This is a genomic window from Maritalea sp. YIW29 (assembly GCF_057219265.1).
On record NZ_JBXVVF010000002.1, the window covers coordinates 710,340 to 730,012 of the forward strand.

At 49.4% G+C, this 19,673-nt stretch carries 19 protein-coding genes; 15 read left to right on the forward strand and 4 right to left on the reverse strand.

Annotated elements, in window-relative coordinates:
• Nucleotides 1-3 precede the first annotated feature (3 nt).
• From AC2D8L_RS12685 to AC2D8L_RS12755, 15 genes are all read left to right on the forward strand, one after another.
• Nucleotides 4-516 carry an AprI/Inh family metalloprotease inhibitor gene (locus tag AC2D8L_RS12685; protein WP_484685850.1) on the forward strand — a complete coding sequence of 171 codons (513 nt, stop codon included), beginning with the start codon at nucleotides 4-6 and terminating at the stop codon, nucleotides 514-516.
• Between the two features lie 3 nt (nucleotides 517-519).
• A complete protein-coding gene (locus AC2D8L_RS12690; protein ID WP_484685851.1) occupies nucleotides 520-963 on the forward strand; it encodes a DUF3052 domain-containing protein in 444 nt (147 codons plus the stop codon).
• A gap of 18 nt (nucleotides 964-981) precedes the next feature.
• Nucleotides 982-1,758 (forward strand): succinate dehydrogenase iron-sulfur subunit, encoded by a 777-nt coding sequence (locus tag AC2D8L_RS12695; protein WP_484685852.1) that lies wholly within the window; start codon nucleotides 982-984, stop codon nucleotides 1,756-1,758.
• Between the two features lie 27 nt (nucleotides 1,759-1,785).
• Nucleotides 1,786-2,013, forward strand: a complete 228-nt coding sequence (locus tag AC2D8L_RS12700; RefSeq protein WP_484685853.1) for a hypothetical protein — start codon at nucleotides 1,786-1,788, stop codon at nucleotides 2,011-2,013.
• A 168-nt stretch (nucleotides 2,014-2,181) separates the two neighbouring features.
• Nucleotides 2,182-2,817 carry an AprI/Inh family metalloprotease inhibitor gene (locus tag AC2D8L_RS12705; protein ID WP_484685854.1) on the forward strand — a complete coding sequence of 212 codons (636 nt, stop codon included), beginning with the start codon at nucleotides 2,182-2,184 and terminating at the stop codon, nucleotides 2,815-2,817.
• The gene (gene zapE, locus AC2D8L_RS12710) at nucleotides 2,817-3,971 is read left to right on the forward strand and encodes a cell division protein ZapE (protein ID WP_484685855.1); all 1,155 of its coding nucleotides are present in this window, start codon (nucleotides 2,817-2,819) and stop codon (nucleotides 3,969-3,971) included. Before AC2D8L_RS12705 ends, zapE begins: the two co-directional genes overlap by 1 nt.
• Nucleotides 3,972-4,105: 134 nt before the next feature.
• Nucleotides 4,106-5,068 carry a malate dehydrogenase gene (gene mdh / locus AC2D8L_RS12715; RefSeq protein WP_484685856.1) on the forward strand — a complete coding sequence of 321 codons (963 nt, stop codon included), beginning with the start codon at nucleotides 4,106-4,108 and terminating at the stop codon, nucleotides 5,066-5,068.
• Between the two features lie 47 nt (nucleotides 5,069-5,115).
• The gene (sucC, locus tag AC2D8L_RS12720) at nucleotides 5,116-6,312 is read left to right on the forward strand and encodes an ADP-forming succinate--CoA ligase subunit beta (protein WP_484685857.1); all 1,197 of its coding nucleotides are present in this window, start codon (nucleotides 5,116-5,118) and stop codon (nucleotides 6,310-6,312) included.
• Between the two features lie 3 nt (nucleotides 6,313-6,315).
• Nucleotides 6,316-6,687, forward strand: a complete 372-nt coding sequence (locus AC2D8L_RS12725) for a cupin domain-containing protein (RefSeq protein ID WP_484685858.1) — start codon at nucleotides 6,316-6,318, stop codon at nucleotides 6,685-6,687.
• A gap of 8 nt (nucleotides 6,688-6,695) precedes the next feature.
• Nucleotides 6,696-7,601 (forward strand): succinate--CoA ligase subunit alpha, encoded by a 906-nt coding sequence (gene sucD / locus AC2D8L_RS12730; RefSeq protein WP_484685859.1) that lies wholly within the window; start codon nucleotides 6,696-6,698, stop codon nucleotides 7,599-7,601.
• 162 nt (nucleotides 7,602-7,763) lie between these two features.
• On the forward strand, nucleotides 7,764-10,745 hold the full coding sequence (locus tag AC2D8L_RS12735; protein WP_484685860.1) for a 2-oxoglutarate dehydrogenase E1 component: 2,982 nt from the start codon (nucleotides 7,764-7,766) through the stop codon (nucleotides 10,743-10,745).
• Between the two features lie 47 nt (nucleotides 10,746-10,792).
• A complete protein-coding gene (gene odhB, locus AC2D8L_RS12740) occupies nucleotides 10,793-12,322 on the forward strand; it encodes a 2-oxoglutarate dehydrogenase complex dihydrolipoyllysine-residue succinyltransferase (protein ID WP_484685861.1) in 1,530 nt (509 codons plus the stop codon).
• A 32-nt stretch (nucleotides 12,323-12,354) separates the two neighbouring features.
• The gene (locus AC2D8L_RS12745; RefSeq protein ID WP_484685862.1) at nucleotides 12,355-12,762 is read left to right on the forward strand and encodes an MAPEG family protein; all 408 of its coding nucleotides are present in this window, start codon (nucleotides 12,355-12,357) and stop codon (nucleotides 12,760-12,762) included.
• A 64-nt stretch (nucleotides 12,763-12,826) separates the two neighbouring features.
• Nucleotides 12,827-14,230, forward strand: a complete 1,404-nt coding sequence (gene lpdA / locus AC2D8L_RS12750) for a dihydrolipoyl dehydrogenase (RefSeq protein WP_484685863.1) — start codon at nucleotides 12,827-12,829, stop codon at nucleotides 14,228-14,230.
• Nucleotides 14,231-14,340: 110 nt separating this feature from the next.
• Nucleotides 14,341-15,339, forward strand: a complete 999-nt coding sequence (locus AC2D8L_RS12755; protein ID WP_484685864.1) for a threonine/serine dehydratase family protein — start codon at nucleotides 14,341-14,343, stop codon at nucleotides 15,337-15,339.
• Between the two features lie 4 nt (nucleotides 15,340-15,343).
• Here AC2D8L_RS12755 and AC2D8L_RS12760 read toward each other — a convergent pair whose 3' ends face one another.
• From AC2D8L_RS12760 to AC2D8L_RS12775, 4 genes are all read right to left on the reverse strand, one after another.
• Nucleotides 15,344-16,366, reverse strand: a complete 1,023-nt coding sequence (locus tag AC2D8L_RS12760; protein WP_484685865.1) for a TraB/GumN family protein — start codon at nucleotides 16,364-16,366, stop codon at nucleotides 15,344-15,346.
• 89 nt (nucleotides 16,367-16,455) lie between these two features.
• A complete protein-coding gene (locus tag AC2D8L_RS12765; protein WP_484685866.1) occupies nucleotides 16,456-17,418 on the reverse strand; it encodes a DMT family transporter in 963 nt (320 codons plus the stop codon).
• The gene (gene argE / locus AC2D8L_RS12770; RefSeq protein ID WP_484685867.1) at nucleotides 17,415-18,572 is read right to left on the reverse strand and encodes an acetylornithine deacetylase; all 1,158 of its coding nucleotides are present in this window, start codon (nucleotides 18,570-18,572) and stop codon (nucleotides 17,415-17,417) included. Before argE ends, AC2D8L_RS12765 begins: the two co-directional genes overlap by 4 nt.
• A 136-nt stretch (nucleotides 18,573-18,708) precedes the next feature.
• A complete protein-coding gene (locus AC2D8L_RS12775; protein ID WP_484685868.1) occupies nucleotides 18,709-19,641 on the reverse strand; it encodes a tyrosine recombinase XerC in 933 nt (310 codons plus the stop codon).
• Nucleotides 19,642-19,673: the final 32 nt, after the last annotated feature.

Consider the following 19,673-nt stretch of genomic DNA (forward strand, 5'->3'; position numbering starts at 1 on the left):
GTGATGCAAAAGCTGTGTAACATAACATTGGGACTGACATTGTTGGTGGGCTTAAGCGCTTGCACGACAACTGAAGCACCGGATGGCACGCAGCGTGTTGAAACTTGGTCAAGCTCAACAACATGGGTCGACGGGGAAAAGACGACTACAAAGTCGCATGATGTTGAATATAAAGAATTGCCCAAGCAGGCCACCCAATTTGCCTTTGGCGGGCCTTGGCATATTCAAGACTATGACGACACAAAAGATGGCGACCGACACTGTTACGTTGATCTGAAATCAGCAAAATTGGGCACATACAATTACGCCTTTAAGACGATTGCTGAATGTCATCCGGATATGAGCAATATCGTTGCATGGCGTCCGACCGGCGGTACCGTCGGCGACGTGATTATATTGGTTGATGGATCAGGCGCCAATATTGGTGAATTCGATAAGGTCGGCAGAAGCCTTTATCGGGGTGTCTTTACTTTGGCGAATGGCAACGTTGTGAAGGCCCATTTGAAGAGGTGGTAAAGTTTGGTTGAGCAAACAGGTTATTCTGGCACACCATTGCCCAAGAAATTGGGGCTTAAGGATGGGCAAAGAATATTGTTTGTAAATTTGGCTGAAGCGCAGCAGAACCTACGCAGCGCACGTCAATTTCGCGAATTGGTTGAGTGTGATTGGGACCAATTGGCAGACCAAACAAAGGGATTTGATGTGATCCATGGGTTCACCAAATCTCACGACGAGTTAAATGACCAATTGGAAAGGTTGCAAAACCTGTTGGTTCCAAATGGTATGATTTGGATTTCGTGGCCGAAAAAGGCCGCGAAAGTTGAAACAGATGTCACCGAGGATGTGGTTCGCGCTGAGGCGCTGGCCTTTGACTTAGTGGACGTGAAAGTATGTGCCGTGGATGCGGTTTGGTCGGGGTTGAAGCTGGTCATTCGCAAAGAAAAGCGGCAATTATATGGATAATATTGGGAGCACCAGTCAATGGTACAACTGACCTTGCCAAAAAATTCTCAGCCGACAAAGGGCAAGATTTGGCCAAAGCCTGCTGGCGACAATGTGCGTGAATTTCACATTTACCGCTTTGACCCGGACAGTGGTGAAAACCCACGTATCGATACATTTTTTGTTGATCTAGATGATTGCGGCCCAATGGTTTTGGACGCTCTTTTGTACATCAAAGACAAAATTGACCCCACATTGACTTTGCGCCGCTCTTGCCGCGAAGGAATTTGCGGCTCTTGCGCGATGAATGTTGGCGGCATGAACACCCTGGCTTGTACCAAGGGTATGGACGAGTTTAAGGGTGCGATTGCCATCTATCCTTTGCCCCATATGCCTGTCGTTAAAGATTTGGTGCCGGATCTCACTAACTTTTATGCCCAGCACCGCTCGATTGAGCCATGGCTTAAAACCAAATCGCCTGAACCACGTTCTGAATGGTTGCAGGCGCGTGAGGACCGCGAGAAACTCGATGGTCTTTATGAGTGTATTCTTTGCGCTTGTTGCTCGACTTCGTGCCCAAGCTATTGGTGGAATGGCGACCGTTATTTAGGCCCAGCTGTTTTGTTGCAAGCCTATCGTTGGTTGATCGATAGCCGTGACGAAGCTACGGGCGAACGTTTGGACGATTTGGAAGATCCGTTCCGTCTATATCGCTGCCATACCATCATGAATTGCGCTAACACGTGTCCTAAAGGGTTGAACCCGGCTAAGGCCATTGGTGAAATTAAGAAAATGATGGTTGAACGCCGCGTTTAGGCTTTAGCTTTCTGGTTGGGATGAAATATGGGTGTTAAAACCATTATTAAGGTTGAGGACGTGGCGTATGCCCGCGTTCTCATTCCGGCTCTTAAGGGCCATGGCTTTCACCCAATTGAAGGCACTGATATTGGGCTTTCTGGTATGGGCGGTATGGCTGGCCCCGACGGGATTGCTATTCAGGTACCTGAGGAAGAAGCGGAAGACGCAAAAATTTTGGCCGAAGCGCTTTTGGCCGATATTTTGGCGCAATAGGCCCAATTTTCAAAAATTTGATCACTTTGGTTCGGTTTAAGGCAGGGTTGCCGCACGTTTGCCACAATCTTTGGCGCACAACGCAGACTGAAAACTTGCCGAAGTTGAAGGGCTTTTAAGATATTTCCTTTAATTTGGCACAACTATGATCTCACGAGGGATGAATTGATGAAATTTGTGGTTAAACCGTTCATGTTGAGCAGTGCGATGTGCGCGCTGTTGGTTCTTGCTGCATGTACGTCAACATCATCCCCATTTGCATCGCGCACTGCGCGTTCTTCTCAGCCCCCTGAGCAACTTACGCCAGTGAATAGTGGTTCGGTAAACAAGTCGACATTGCCACCGGTAGGCGCCGATGGAAGCACACCGACGCAAACGGCAGCCAATGGCGACCCGACATTTACGGATGGGCGAATTGATGGCAGCGCTGAGAACCTGTTTGGCGACAGTGACCCATCATTTGTTTCTTTGGATGATTTGGACACCAACACAAATGTTGCGGGTCGCGACCTTACTGGCCCCATAACAGTGCTAAAGCTGTTGGGTGTTTGGACTGTTCAGAGCGGCGAGGAAAATTGCCGACTTAATCTGACCCAATCAGCAAAAGGCTCTACTGGCCGCTATCGTGCGTCTTCGCCGGGCTGTGTCGTGCCAGCAGTTGCAGCTGTGAGTTCGTGGCAACTTGCAGGTAGCCAAGTTCAATTGTTTAATGAAGCTGGTCAGCTCATTGGTGCCTTGTTGCAAAATGGCGATCGTTTTGTCGGCACTATGGTTGGTGGCCAGGGCATCTCGATGGTCGGCTAATGAAAGCTGAGCCTGACATTGTTCAATTGGATGTTTCAACGGGCAGTGTTGGTGCAACCTATAGTCAGCTTGTCTCTGATGGGGTGTTGCACCCAGATCAACAACAAGCCAAATGCGTTCAGGCACTGGATCATGTCCGTGTTGCTTTGGATGTTGAAAAGCCCGCCCCCTCATTTATTTCGAAATTGATTGGCCGCAAGGCTGCTTCCCCCGTCAAGGGATTGTACATTTGGGGCGATGTTGGTCGGGGCAAAACCTTGTTGATGGATATGTTTTTTGACGCGGTGAACGAGCCCAAAAAACAGCGTGTGCATTTCCATGAATTTATGGACGAAGTGCATGACCGAATTTCCACATTTCGCAAAAGCAAGGATGCTGAAAAGTCTGGCGATCCCATTCCATTTGTCGTTGCGCCCATAATCGCCTCTGTGAAGCTTTTGTGTTTTGACGAGTTTCACGTCAATGACATCACAGATGCGATGTTGTTAAAGCGTTTGTTTGAACGACTATTTGAAGCAGGCATCGTCGTTGTAGCGACCAGCAATGTCGTGCCAGAATTGCTTTACAAAAATGGTCTCAACCGACAGCTCTTTTTGCCATTCATTGATCTGCTTCTTGAACATGCGGACGTGCTTAATCTCGCATCAGAAACGGATTATCGCCGTCAGAAATTAGAAACCCAGCCAGTTTATTTCTTCGGCCCGGAGAACGAAACCCGTATTGGACTTGATCAAGCTTGGGACACATTGACCGGTGGCGTTGAGGCTGCGCCTAAAATCATTGATCTGATGGGGCGTGAATTTGTTGTACAGCGACACTTTACCGGCGCAGCGCGATTCGGGTTTAAAGAGCTATGCGAAGCTCCATTGGGTGCGCGAGACTATTTGCGGCTCTCACATCACTTTCATACTTTTGTGATCGAGGGCGTGCCTCGGTTTGATCGGGCTCGATCGGATGCGGCCAAAAGGTTCATCCTGTTGATCGATACGCTCTATGATCGGGGGGACAAGTTGGTCGCCTCGTTTGAGTTGGAGTTGGATGCGTTAAGTCTTGATGACAAAACGGCTTTTGAGTTTCAGCGCACCATATCCCGGCTAATTGAAATGCAGTCGAAAGACTATCTGGCTGCCCCGCGCAAAGATGCAGCGGAATAGGCTGCTTGGGCGGCCTGCCACACTCTACCCCAAATGTATAATTCCTTAGACGAACGCCTTACTTGCGTGGGGGAAACTATGGGGGTAAGGAAGATCAGGATTAATCTCACTTTACCTATAGGGAAACTTCATACATGGCTCGCAAAAAAATTGCCTTGATCGGTGCAGGTCAAATCGGTGGTACGCTGGCGCATTTGGCCGCTTCAAAGGAACTCGGTGATGTTGTTTTGTTCGACATTGTTGACGGCGTTCCACAGGGTAAGGCGCTCGACTTGGCGCAAACTTCTGCAGTTGACGGTTTTGACAGCAATCTTAAAGGCACGTCTGAATATAAAGATATTGCAGGATCAGACGTCGTTATTGTTACTGCGGGTGTTCCACGCAAGCCTGGCATGAGCCGTGACGACTTGTTGGAAATCAACCTAAAAGTCATGGAGCAAGTTGGTGCCGGTATCGCAAAATATGCGCCAGACGCATTTGTGATCTGTATCACGAACCCGCTTGATGCGATGGTTTGGGCTTTGCAGCGTTTTTCTGGTTTGCCAGCAAACAAGGTTGTCGGCATGGCCGGTGTTTTGGACAGCTCACGTTTCAAACACTTCATTGCTGACGAATTTAACGTGTCGATCAAAGATGTTTCAGCCTTTGTGATGGGCGGACATGGCGACACAATGGTGCCGCTAACCCGTTATTCAACAGTTGGTGGCGTGCCGTTGACTGACCTTGTGAAAATGGGCTGGATCACTAAAGAGCGTCTTGAAGAAATCGTTCAACGCACCCGTGATGGCGGTGCTGAAATTGTTGGATTGCTTAAAACCGGTTCTGCGTTTTACGCACCAGCGGCGTCTGCGATTGCAATGGCAGAAAGCTACTTAAAAGACCAAAAGCGCGTTCTACCGTCTGCTGCTTATTTGAAAGGCGAGTTCGGCGTTAAGGGAATGTATGTGGGTGTTCCTGTAGTAATTGGCGCTGATGGTGTTGAACGGGTTGTTGAAGTTTCATTGAGTAAGGCGGAACAAGGCCAATTTGATAAGTCAGTTGGTTCAGTTGAAGGTCTTGTTGAAGCTTGTAAGAAGATCGCGCCAAAACTGGCGTAATTAGACGCATCATAGAACAATATCGCTAACCAAGGTGGAGTGACGCGATGAACATTCATGAATATCAGGCCAAGAAACTATTGGCCTCCTTTGGTGCGCCGATTGCCAAAGGTATTCCTATCTTTTCTAAAGATGAAGCCAAAGCAGCAGCTGAAGAACTTGGTGGCCCATTGTGGGTTGTTAAAAGCCAAATTCATGCTGGTGGCCGGGGTAAAGGCAAGTTTAAAGAATTGCCAGAAGACGCCAAAGGTGGCGTTCGTTTGGCATTTTCAATGGACGAAATGCAGTCTCATGTTGACGAAATGCTCGGCAAAACATTGGTGACAAAGCAAACCGGTCCTGCCGGCAAGCAAGTCAACCAATTGTACATCGAAGATGGCGCGGACATTGAGCGAGAGCTTTATCTCTCCGTTCTTGTTGATCGTACAACTGGCCGCGTGGCATTTGTTGTTTCAACAGAAGGCGGGATGGATATCGAAGCGGTTGCGGAAGCAACACCGGAGAAAATCCACACTTTGCCGATTGATCCAGATACGGGCGTAACGGCAGACGATGCCGCCAAAATTTGCGCCGCATTGGATCTTGACGGTGTCGCAAAAGATGATGGGATGGAGCTTTTCCCAATTCTTTACAAGGCATTCCTTGAAACCGACATGGCCATGTTGGAAATCAACCCGCTGATCGTGATGAAAGACGGTCATTTGCGTGTGTTGGATGCCAAGGTTTCCTTCGACAATAATGCGATGTTCCGTCACCCGGATATTGCTGAATTGCGCGACCTTACCGAAGAAGACGAGAAAGAGATCGAAGCAAGTAAATATGATCTTGCCTATATCGCTTTGGACGGCACAATCGGTTGCATGGTGAACGGCGCTGGTTTGGCGATGTCGACAATGGACATCATCAAATTGTACGGCGAGGAGCCTGCAAACTTCCTAGATGTTGGTGGTGGCGCGAACGCTGAAAAAGTAACAGCAGCGTTTAAGATCATCACAGCAGACCCAAGCGTTAAGGGCATTCTCGTAAACATTTTCGGCGGCATTATGCGCTGTGATGTGATCGCGGAAGGTGTTCTGACGGCGGTTAAAGAAGTGGGACTTGAAGTGCCGCTTGTTGTGCGATTGGAAGGCACCAAAGTAGCTGAAGGCAAGAAGCTCATTTCTGAGAGCGGCCTGAACGTTATTCCAGCTGATGACCTTGATGATGCAGCGCAAAAAATTGTTGCTGCAGTGAAGGGATCGTAGTTCGTGCCACCAAGAAAGATCAACTTAGTTTCTGCTGCAAATGAGAAAATTGACAAAGTGTTCGATCCTCACATTGCAGGGGACATCAATGAAAGTCAGGTCAAAATTGCAAAATTTGGCGCTGAGTTTGATTGGCATTCACATGAGAATGAAGATGAAGGTTTCTTGGTATTGAGCGGTCGTATTGCCATCGACTTTAGAGATGGCGCGGTCGAACTTGGTGAAGGTGATTTTTTGGTGGTGCCGCGGACTGTTGAACACAGACCTCGTTCACTAACCCATGAGCCTGTTGTTTTGATGGTTGAACCTTCAACCACTTTGAACACTGGTAATGTGGATAGCGAACTTACGGTTACCGACCTCAAACGACTTTAGGATAAAGCATGTCTATTCTGATAAACAAAGACACGAAAGTCTTGGTGCAAGGGCTAACCGGTAAAACCGGCACGTTCCACACTGAGCAGGCGCTTGCCTATCATGGCACTCAAATGGTTGGCGGCACACACCCAAAAAAGGGCGGCACAAACTGGACCTCAGGCGTTGATGGCACAGAGTTGCCGATTTTTGCAACGGTTGCTGAAGGTAAAGAGCAAACCGGCGCAAATGCATCTGTGATCTATGTGCCACCTGCTGGCGCAGCTGCTGCAATTTTGGAAGCGATCGAAGCCGAAGTTGAGCTGATCGTTTGTATTACTGAAGGCGTGCCCGTTTTGGACATGGTGAAAGTAAACGCGGCATTGGCGAAATCAAACTCACGTTTGATCGGCCCGAACTGCCCAGGCGTTCTAACCCCTGAAGAATGTAAAATCGGTATTATGCCGGGTAACATTTTCCAAAAGGGTTCTGTGGGTATTGTTTCACGCTCAGGTACATTGACCTATGAAGCCGTGTTCCAAACCACAAATGCAGGCCTTGGCCAAACAACAGCTGTTGGTATTGGCGGTGACCCAGTTAAGGGCACTGAATTTATCGATATGCTGGAAATGTTCTTGGCGGATGATGCCACGGAAAGCATCATCATGATCGGTGAAATTGGGGGCTCTGCAGAAGAAGAAGCAGCTCAGTTTATTATGGATGAAGCCAAAAAGGGCCGCTCGAAGCCAATGGCTGGCTTTATTGCGGGTCTAACTGCTCCTCCTGGCCGAACAATGGGCCACGCTGGCGCGGTTATTTCTGGCGGCAAAGGCGGCGCGGAAGACAAGATTGCGGCAATGGAAGAAGCGGGCATCAATGTGAGCCGCTCACCAGCCAAAATTGGCGAAACCCTTCTGAATGTTTTGAAGGGCTAATAGCTTAAATATCGCGCGTGAATTAGCGTTAATTGAAACCTAACGCATCACGCGCGATACTCGACGACAATTATCGGCATTGTGCCGATTTGTTTACTACCTTCAAAGAAAAGAAGGTATTTGGATTAGGGGACGACGAGGCCACTCCTCGCCAGGCAAGTCATGACACGACAAGAACAGAACTCTGCGTTTCTGCTCACTTCCTTCCTAGATGGGGGCAATGCGGGCTATATCGAAGAGCTTTATGCGAAATTTCAAGAGAACCCCGCCAATGTTGACGAGACGTGGCGGTCTTTTTTTGGCTCATTGGATGATGATGCGCTAGACGTTATTAAAAGCGCGCAAGGTCCATCTTGGGCGCGCAAAGATTGGCCTAAGGCGGAGAGCGGTGATCTTGTTTCCGCCTTCGATGGCGATTGGGGCGATCTCGAAAAGCGTTCAATTGATGCAGTTGCCAAAAAGGCCATCTCATCAGGCCAAGACTTAACTTCTGAAGATGTGCAGCAGGCAACACGCGATTCTATTCATGCGATTATGATGATCCGCGCTTATCGGATGCGTGGCCATTTGCATGCTGATCTTGATCCACTTGGCATCGCCGTTTTGGAAGATGCGCCAGAGCTAGACCCCGCGAGCTATGGTTTTACGCCTGCAGATCACGACCGCAGGATTTTCATTGATAATTATCTAGGCCTTGAATATGCGACCATCCCAGAGATGATCGACATATTGAAGCGAACCTATTGTTCGACCTTCGCGATCGAATTCATGCATATTTCAAACCCCGCCGAAAAGGGTTGGTTGCAGGAACGTATCGAAGGACCAGACAAGGAAATCGCTTTTTCCAAAGAAGGTCGTATAGCAATTTTGAAAAAGCTGATCGAAGCCGAAGGTTTTGAGAAGTTTTTGGATGTTAAATATACAGGCACTAAGCGCTTTGGTTTGGATGGCGGCGAAAGCCTAATTCCAGCTCTTGAGCAGATCATCAAACGTGGTGGTGCTTTGGGCGTTAAAGACATCGTATTGGGCATGGCGCACCGTGGTCGTTTGAATGTTTTGACCCAAGTCATGGGTAAAAAACACCGGGCGCTGTTCAACGAATTTAAAGGTGGCTCTGCTGTTCCAGACGATGTTGAGGGTTCTGGGGACGTAAAGTATCACCTTGGCGCATCATCTGACCGCATATTTGACGACAACAAAGTTCACCTGTCGCTGACCGCAAATCCGTCACACCTTGAGATCGTGAACCCGGTTGTGCTTGGCAAATCGCGGGCAAAACAGGATCAACACAATGCCCAAGATGGCATATTTGTGCGGCCGACTGAGACTGATCGTTCGTCTGTGTTGCCTTTGCTGTTGCATGGTGATGCGGCGTTTGCAGGCCAGGGCGTTGTCGCAGAATGTTTTGGTCTTTCAGGCCTTAAAGGGCATCGTACAGGTGGTTCGATCCACTTTGTGATCAACAACCAAATTGGTTTCACCACTGCACCGAAAAATTCGCGCTCTTCGCCATACCCGACTGACGTCGCCAAAATGATTGAAGCACCGGTGCTTCACGTCAATGGTGACGATCCTGAAGCGGTTGTGTTCGCGGCGAAAGTGGCGATCGAATTTAGACAGAAGTTTAGAAAACCGGTCGTGATCGACATGTTCTGCTACCGTCGTTTCGGTCATAATGAAGGCGATGAGCCGTCCTTCACACAGCCAGAAATGTACAAAAAGATCCGCGCACATCGTTCAACGCTTGAAATTTATTCTGAGCGTTTGGTGAAAGAAGGCGTGTTGAGCGCGGCCGAAGTCGAGCAACTGGTTGGCGAATGGCGCAATCACCTGCAGGGTGAGTTCGACGCAGGTGACGAATATAAGCCAAACAAAGCCGACTGGATGGATGGGGCGTGGAAAAACCTTTCCATGGCCGAAGACGGTGCCCGTCGCGGTAAGTCCGGCGTCGACATGGATAAGTTGGTTCAAGTTGGCAACAAGATAACCGAAGTGCCTGAAGGCTTTGACGCCCATAAAACCATCAAACGTTTCATGAATAATCGCCGTAAGGTGATTGATGCGGGTGAGGGTGTCGATTGGGCATTGGCCGAAGCGTTGGCGTTTGGTTCACTTGTGAATGAAGGGCATCCTGTTCGTCTTTCTGGTCAAGATTGTGAGCGGGGAACGTTTTCGCAGCGCCACACCGTGATCCATGATCAACAAAATGGCAGCCAATATACGCCGTTGAACAATATTGATCCGGGCCAAGCACGCTATGAAGTGATCAACTCGATGCTTTCAGAAGAAGCGGTTCTTGGATTTGAATATGGATATTCATTGACCGAGCCTAACGCGCTAACCATTTGGGAAGCTCAGTTCGGTGACTTTGTGAACGGCGCGCAGGTACTGATCGATCAGTTCATTTCTTCGGGCGAGCGCAAATGGTTGCGTATGTCTGGCTTGGTTTTGATGTTGCCCCATGGCTACGAGGGCCAAGGTCCAGAACACTCGTCTGCGCGGATGGAGCGCTATTTGCAGCTTTGTGCGGAAGACAATATGCAAGTAGCGAACTGTACGACCCCGGCGAACTATTTCCATATTCTCCGCCGCCAGCTTAAACGTGATTTCCGTAAGCCATTATTGCTGATGACGCCGAAATCGCTTTTGCGTCACAAACGCTGTGTTTCTTCGCTTGAAGAATTGGGACCAGACAGCACATTCCACCGTCTTTTGTGGGATGATGCGGAAACGCCAAACGGCAAAACCGAAATCAAATTGCAGGCGGATGAGAAAATTCGTCGGGTGATCCTGTGCTCGGGTAAAGTTTATTTCGATCTGCTTGAAGATCGTGAAAAACGCGGTGTTGATGATGTCTATCTTATGCGTTTGGAACAGCTTTATCCGTTCCCCGCTAAAGCATTGCATGATGAACTTTCGCGGTTCAAAAATGCCGAAGTTGTTTGGTGCCAAGAAGAGCCTAAGAATATGGGCGCTTGGGCGTTTATTCAGCCCTATGTTGAATGGGTGTTGGAGCAAATGGATCGCGCTGGCGAACGCCCACGCTATGTTGGTCGCGCCGCTTCTGCTTCCACAGCAACGGGTTTGATGCGGACACATTTGGCGCAATTGCAGGCCTTCTTAGACGAAGCGTTTGCGGAATAGGGTTAGTCCCTAATTGACTAAGAGAATTTTAGATTGGAATTCGTGCTATGTCAGTTGAAATTCGAGTACCCACACTAGGTGAAAGTGTTTCGGAAGCCACAATCGGGCAATGGTTCAAAAAGGTCGGTGATGCTGTAGCGGCAGACGAACCGGTGGTTGAACTGGAAACTGATAAGGTGACGATTGAAGTCCCTGCACCATCGGGCGGCATTTTGGAAGCGATCAGCTTTTCAGAAGGCGAAACGGTGGAAGTTGGCGCATTGATTGGCGCCATTTCGGCAAGTGGCGCCACGACGGCGCCGGTTGCGCAAGATCAAGATGAACAAGAAACAAGCGAGGCCACAATGGCGAGCGAAGATAAAAATGATGCAGCGCCAATAGAAATTTTGGTTCCAGCGGCAGGTGAATCTGTGGTTGAAGCAGATGTTGGTGAATGGTTCAAAAAAGTCGGCGACCGCGTAGACGTTGATGAAGCAATTGTTGAGCTTGAGACTGACAAAGCGGCGATGGATGTACCGTCGCCCGTTGCAGGTACTTTGATTGAAATTGTTGCCCCAAGTGGTGAGACAGTTGAAGTTGGTGCCGTGCTTGCCCGCGTGCAACCGGGTGAAGGCGGCGCTGCCGCGGTTGCGGCCGCAGCGCCGGCTCCGGCCCCTATTGTTTCAACCCCGACGGCGAGCGGTGACATGCCACCTGCGCCATCAGCAGCTAAAATGATGGCTGAGAAAAACATCAGCGCAAGCGATGTAGATGGTTCGGGCAAACGCGGCCAGGTGTTAAAAGGCGACGTGATTGCAGCGGCAGCAAATATTGGCACGTCGGTTGCAGCAAGTGCTGCACCAGCGCCAGCTCGTGCGCCCTCAAGCGCTGAGGATGCGCCACGTGAAGAGCGGGTGAAAATGACCCGTTTGCGCCAAACCATCGCAACACGGCTGAAAGAGGCGCAAAATACAGCGGCCATGTTGACCACTTTTAATGAAGTGGACATGAAGCCCGTGATGGATTTGCGCAAATCATATAAAGATTTGTTCGAGAAAAAGCATGGCGTAAAGCTTGGTTTTATGGGCTTTTTCACCCGTGCTGTTTGTCATGCGCTAAAAGAAATCCCTGCGGTTAATGCCGAGATTGACGGCAAGGACCTCGTGTACAAAAACTATGCTCACATTGGCGTCGCTGTTGGTACAGAAAAAGGCCTTGTTGTGCCGGTGGTACGCGATGCGGACCAAATGTCTATTGCCGAAGTCGAGCAAGAAATTGGTCGTTTGGGTCGTTCAGCGCGTGATGGCAAACTGTCCATGGCAGATATGCAAGGCGGCACGTTCACCATTTCAAATGGTGGTGTCTACGGCTCGCTTATGTCGACGCCAATTTTGAATGCGCCGCAATCTGGCATTTTGGGTATGCACAAAATCCAAGAGCGCCCAGTGGTGGTAAATGGCGAGATTGTCATTCGTCCCATGATGTATTTGGCCCTTTCATATGATCACCGCATCGTTGACGGCAAAGAGGCCGTGACATTCTTGGTGCGTTTGAAAGAAAGCTTGGAAGATCCGCAACGTCTGGTTCTGGATCTGTAGCAGAAGAAGTTGCGCGATTAAGGAGCGCAAACATGTCAGTTGAACTAACTCTTCTGGTCTGGAGCACGGTGGTGGCGTTGGTCTATGTCACCACACAAAGTTTTTTGTTCAAGGCCCAGGTCGGCAACCATTATACCGTGACGGCCCGGGATGAAGAAAAACAGCCAAGCGGTTTGGCTGCACGCGCGAACCGAGCATTGCGCAATTTTGTTGAAACCTATCCGATATTTATCGCTTTGGTTTTGGCTATTGAGCTGACGAGCGCCAATAGTGGGTTTTCATTTTACGGTGCACATATCTATTTTTGGGCCCGCATTTTGTTTTTGCCAGCCTATTTGATCGGCACACCTTATGTGCGCACATTCATTTGGAAATTTAGTGCATTGGGTTTGGTGTTGATGATGCAACCATTGTTTGCGGCCATGTTTTGGAGCAACTGAGTAAAAAAATCGGGCGGAAACAATCCGCCTAGTTAAACGGGTTTATAATTCTTAAGAGGCTTTTATGTCGGACAAATTTGATCTCACCTTTATCGGAACTGGCCCTGGCGGTTATGTGGGCGCAATTCGCGCGGCTCAATTGGGCATGAAAGTGGCGGTTGTTGAAAAACGCGCAACCCATGGCGGCACATGCCTCAACATTGGTTGTATTCCCTCTAAAGCCTTGTTGCATGCTTCAGAGCTTTTTGAAGAAGCAAACCACTCATTTGCCAAATTGGGCATTGTTGTTGATCCAAAGTTGGATCTGGATGGCATGCTTAAGCACAAAGAAACCACTGTGACATCCAACACCACTGGTATTGAGTTTTTGTTGAAGAAAAACAAGATCACAGCATTCCATGGTTTGGGCAAAATCGAAGCCCCGGGCAAAGTTAAAGTCACCGCTGAAGACGGATCTGAGCAGGTCATTGAGACCACAAATATCGTGATTGCGACAGGTTCTGATTCAGCAAACCTTCCGGGGATCGAAGTTGATGAGCAACGTGTTGTTTCTTCAACCGGTGCGCTGGAACTGAAAGAAGTTCCGAAGAAAATGCTGGTTGTTGGCGCCGGGGTTATCGGGCTCGAATTGGGATCAGTTTGGTCGCGTTTGGGCGCGGAAGTTACAGTTGTTGAGTTTCTTGATCGGATTTTGCCGGGCATGGATGGCGAGATCGCCAAAAACTTCCAACGGACGCTTAAAAAGCAGGGCTTCAAATTCAAGCTTGGCACAAAAGTTACTGGCGTTGACAATTCTGGCGACGTTCTTAAAGCAACTGTCGAGCCTGCGTCCGGTGGCGATGCGGAAGAGCTGGAGGCAGATGTTATCCTCGTTGCGATTGGTCGTACGCCATACACAAAAGGTCTAGGCCTTGAAGAAGCTGGCGTGGCGCTTGATGAACGCGGCCGGGTGAAAACTGATGCGCACTATAAATCAAATGTTGATGGCATTTACGCGATTGGTGATGTGATTGTTGGCCCAATGTTGGCGCACAAAGCTGAAGACGAGGGCGTTGCTGTTGCTGAGATTTTGGCAGGGCAAGCTGGACACGTCAATTATGGGGTGATCCCGGGTGTTGTTTACACGAGCCCAGAAGTGGCGTCCGTCGGTCAAACCGAAGAAGAAGTCAAAGAAGCTGGCATCGAATATAAAATTGGTAAATTCAATTTCACCGCAAATGCGCGGGCTAAAGCGATGCTTTCACCAGACGGTTTTGTGAAAATCATTGCTGACAAAAACACGGACCGTGTGCTCGGCGCTCATATTATCGGCAGGGGTTCTGGTGAGATGATCCACGAATTGGCAGTTTTGATGGAGTTCGGCGGTTCGGCTGAGGATTTGGCACGAACCTGTCATGCGCACCCAACAATGTCAGAAGCAGTACGCGAAGCGGCAATGGGCTGTGGCGATGGCACAATTCATATGTAACTGAGCTTTGTCATATGTAATTGAGCCATAATGTTTGAGCATGGCCTCATTTGATGATCTAATATAAGTGCCGGAGAATTTCTCCGGCACTTTTTTGTGGGAGTTTTTGAATGGTCGATTTGCCAACATTGGATGAAATTGAAGCGCGCTACGCCTCTTTGAAGAATGAGGTTTTGCATACGCCAACCACCCAGGCGGCATCGAGCATTTTGAGCAACGTTCTTGGCCCTGACCTCTATTTGAAACTAGAACTCTTGCAACATACCGGCACGTTCAAGGCAAGAGGCGCACTGTCGGTTGTCAATTCCTTGTCTGATGCGCAAAAGGCAAACGGCATCACCGCAGTGAGCGCAGGCAATCACGCGATTGCAGCCAGTTGGGCGGCAAAGAAGGCGGGCATTTCGGCCAAGGTTGTGATGACCAAAACGGCTAACCCTTTGCGCATCGAACGCTCGAAAGCGGAGGACGCAGAAGTCATACTTTGCGATGATATTGGCGCTGCCTTCGCAGAAGTTCAACGTCTTGAAAAAGAAGAGGAACGCACATTCGTTCATCCATTTGAGGGTGTGAATACAACGTTGGGCGCTGCTGGTGTTGGGCTGGAACTCATGCGCGATGTTGCTGACTTGGACGCAGTCATCGTTTCCATTGGTGGCGGCGGGTTGATTTCAGGCGTTGCGAGCGCAGTGAAACTGATCAATCCAAAATGCAAAGTCTATGGTGTTGAACCAACCGGTGCTGCGTCCATGAGTGCATCTCGTGCACAGGACAAACCAGTGACGATGGATGAAATTGGTACGATTGCTGACAGTTTAGCGCCGCCATATTCATTGCCCTATAGTTTTGAGCTCAACAAAGCTTTCGTGGATGAAGTGGTTAGGGTTTCCGACGATCAGATTTGTGCCGGCATGGCGCTTTACCAAGAAGAACTGAAATTTGCAGTTGAGCCCGCCGCCGGGGCAACGCTTGCTGCTGCCCTAGGACCGCTAAGGTCAAAAGTCGCTGGCAAAAAGACAGCGATGGTTGTGTGCGGCGCGAATATTGATAGCGCGACATTTGCCAAACAAATTTTGCGCGGGCAGGATCACGTTGCGGGATTGTTGGGTTGATTTCCTACCGTTCCAACAATACCCGTTCCACCGCATAACCTTCATTGCGCAGGCCTTCGACGAGGCCTGTTTCGCCGACTAGGTGCAATGCACCGACGGCGATGAAGGTTGGACCTTGTTCGATCAGTGCTGCTGACTTTTCCACCATGCCGACATTACGGTCATCTAGCAGTTGGCGCTGAAAGCTCAGCATATCTGCATCATTACTTTTAAGACTGTGGGAATAGTGCATCATGAGCGGCAGCATGACGCCTATTTCTTCGCTCAAATAGAGTTCGGTTGCGGTTTGTAGAATGTCATCAAATATGCCGTCGCGATATTGTTGCGCGGCATCATCAAGAGATTTGTAAAAGAAGGTCTTGTCGATATTGCTGATCGCGTCAATTTGCTCGCGTACAGTTTCTAGCCCGACGATTTGTATACCGGCTGCACGCGCATCGTTTTCCATGACGACATCTAGAAAGTTGGTATCGGACATGCCCATTTCAACGTCGCATAGGCTAAAGGCCATCAAGGAAGCACTGAGCCAAGCTTGCATTGGATCGATTTGATCGAAATCAGAACCGCGTTCATTTAAGATTTGATCAACTTGGGTCACTGTTTCTGGGCTGAGATTGTCACTCAGCTTTTGTCCATCTTGCTGGAACATCAGTTCGGGTGAGCCACCAATGATCAAGCCCATTTCATAGTTGGTTTGAGAGCTGTCTAGCTCACCTGCGAATGTGTCGACTTGCTCTAGCGCTGCAATCACATTTTTCGGCAAGGAAGTAATGCGCGGATCTGATTTGTGGATTGTGCCGAAAAGCCAAGATACATGATCGTCATCTTCGTGGCTGATCTTCCAGAATGTGCCTCGCCCGTTCAGCGTATTGTCGGCCTCTGCGGTAATCGCCGCGTAGGCGGTTGGGTCCGAGGTCTGCAACTCATTGTACAAGTTGGCATTGGTGCAAGCGGTAGAGGCCTGTGCCGTTTGTGTGAACAGCATAGTTGACACTAAAAGTGTGGCACTGAGAACAGATTTGATCATTGCAGACATCCTTTGAGCCGAATCGATTTTTTCCAATTTGAAGGCGAAAAATGTCAGCTCCATGGCGACGTGAATTATCGCTGGGTGGGCTAAGACGGAATTTGAATTTTTCGCGCAGCGGCTTCCTTTGCCCGTCGATCGATTTGGGTGAAGCTGATGACACCGATTAAAACCATAATCGAACCGATGGCATGCCACAGTGTAAAGGCCTCGCCCAACACCGTGACCGCGAGCAATATGGTGACGATGGTTGATACATTGCCGATGACGGCCGTAGGCGCAGGGCCGACCATGCCAATGGAAATTGAAATCAGATATGCTGGTAAAACGGTGGAAAAGGCAGCAATGGCGAACATCAGCCACATGGCGCGATCCGGCAAGATCAACTCGCTGATATTGTGGGTCAGCAAATATTGGCCGATCACCCCAACCCCTGCAGCTGTCATGGCTATTGAGGTAAAGAGCCGCGCACCGATGATATCGATGTGAGATTTCGCCAGCAATTGATAGATCGCGAAGGAAAGCGCTGCACCCAACACCAACAAAGAGCCGACAATCGTGTCTGGGCCGTCCAATTGCAGGTCACGGGCAAAGATAAGTGCTAACCCTGCGTAAGAGAGCATAAGGGTGAAAATCATGATGGGTTTGATTTTGCGGCGATAGATGACGGCCCCGATCAACACCACAAAAATGGGATAAGTCAGCAAGATCAAACGGTCTAATTGCGCGCTAATGTAGGTTAGGGCTGCGAAATCGAGATAGGACGCGACATAGTAACCCAAGCACCCGATCAGCCCGACGGCAATCGCCCTTTTGCCTGTGATTAGCGGTTGGTCCGTGGTGGCTTTTCGGTGGCGATAGCCAAAATAGCCGATCAACACGAAAACAGGCACCGCTAAGATCATCCGCCATGTCAGGATGGTTAGGATGTTAACATCTTCGATGAGGGCGAGTTTGATGAAGATGCCTTTGGTGGCGAAAAAACATGCACCAACACCACCTATGACGTAGCCCCAGATGATCTGGTTTCCAGCCTTTGTTGCAGTGCTCATCTATTGTCACTCGCCTGATGTTCGATCAAGTCCCGGATAAATTGAACACCCAATTCAACTTGGCTGAGTTCGATAAATTCATCTGGCTTATGGGCTTGGTCAATTGAGCCGGGTCCACATACGATGGTGGAAAATCCACCATCATTTTGGAATTGGCCTGCCTCGGTGCCATAGGGCACGCCGATGGTTTCGTTTTTACCCGCAAGGCGCATGGCTAAAGATTTTGCTGGATCGTCTTTTGGCGCGGCAAAGCCGGGGGTCCAAATGGGGTCTTGAGTGATCGAGCTTTCAGGGTATTTTGCCTTCATTTCGGCTTCTAGCTCGGCCATATACGCATCGATCCTGCCGACAATGGCGGCGTGGTCTTCCTGAGGCAGCACCCGGTAATCGAAAGTGAAAGTGCAATCTTTAGCGACGATATTGTCGGCAATGCCACCATGGATTCGACCTACATTGATTGTTGAGTGGTTGGGCTCTAGCGGAAGACCTTCATATGGGTTCGCCAGCAGTTCGTCGTGGATATCATTGATGAAGTTGACTATCTTTGCGGCATAGCGCGTCGCGCTAACGCCCAAATGAGTTTGGCTTGAATGGGCTTCAAGGCCAGAAACATGCACAGTTGAAGAATGAACGCCTTTATGCATCTCAGCCACCTGCATATTTGTGGGTTCTCCCACAATAACTGCATCGATTGGAGGCAAAACTTTCGCCATTTCCCGAATCATAAAGGGTGCGCCAAGGCAGCCCAATTCTTCATCATAAGAGAGCGCGATATGGATTGGCCTTTTGAGGTCAGCTTTGAGCATTTCAGGCACAAGTGCCAACCCCATGGCGCAGAAGCCTTTCATGTCGCAGGTGCCGCGCCCATATAGGCGGCCATCTTTTTCCACCACTTTGAATGGATCCGTTGTCCAATTTTGGTCGTCAACCGGCACCACGTCCGTATGTCCACTCAGCACAACGCCGCCAGCAACTTTTGGTCCGATGGTGGCATAAAGGTTTGCTTTGGTGCCATCTTCGTTCGGCACCAGATGGCTCTCAATCCCATGGTCTGCGAGATATGATTTCACGTCTTCAATAAGCGCAAGATTTGATTTTGATGAAACAGTATCAAAACTCACAAGATGGGCGATCATATCTTTAATATTTTGCATGCGATTTGCTCCAGAAGACGTGTTGGCGAAATGGCCAAAGGCGGGAAGGCGAGTTTAGGCTGAAAGAATTGGTTGTGCCAATGCTCAATTGTCATTAATCGGTTCGAATTAGCGCGCAACTAAATTTGGCGGTCGATTAGCTGCGCGGATGGGCCTTAAGATAAGATTCCATCAATTGAGCGCTATCAATCTTTGTATAAATCTGCGTCGTGGATAATGATGCATGGCCCAATAATTCTTGAATGGCACGGAGATCGCCGCCGCCCGCCAGAAGATGAGTTGCAAAACTATGCCGCAAGGCATGGGGCGTTGCTGAATTTGGCAGGCCAAAGGCTGAACGCAATTTTTGCATTTTTAGTTGCAATAGGCGTGGGTTTAGAGGGCCGCCGCGCGCGCCGCGAAATATTGGATCAGCGGGGTCAGGCTGATAGGGGCAAAGTTTTTGGTATTCTTCTATTGCGGCATAGATAACGGGCAAGATGGGCACGAGCCGTGTTTTATTGCCTTTTCCAACAATGCGCAGGGAGTTCTTATCGAGTAAATCTTGACCGGTTAATGATAGAGCTTCTGAAATGCGTAAACCCGCGCCATAGCAAAGAGACATCAGCGCAACATCTCGGGCGGTAATCCAAGGTTCTTCGTCTGCAAGATCAGCGTCATTTATGAGTTTTTTCGCGTCGATTGCGGTAAGGGCTTTGGGGAGCGACTGTTTCTTTTTGGGAGCTTTGATGGCGGCAAGGCTATCAGCTGACGCGAAACCTTCCTTTTCCAAGAAGGCGAAGAAGCTTTTAATCCCGGAGAGACCACGCGCCATTGTCGTGTTACCTGCGCCATTTTGGCGGCGGCTTGCCATAAAGCCTCGCCAATCGGCGGGGGTTAGTTCGTTTAAGACCTTTGCGCTTACCGGTCCGCCGCAATGGGCGGTGAAGAAACGCAGCATTTGCTCCACATCACGATCATAGGCAACGAGCGTTTTGTCACTCAGCCGACGTAGGGAGGACAGCTCGTCCTGCCACATGGCCATATAGGTGGCGACTTTTTTGTCTTTGGTGATCAAAAGCTCGTTCATTTGCTCAGTTTATCGATTGAGGCTTACCAAAA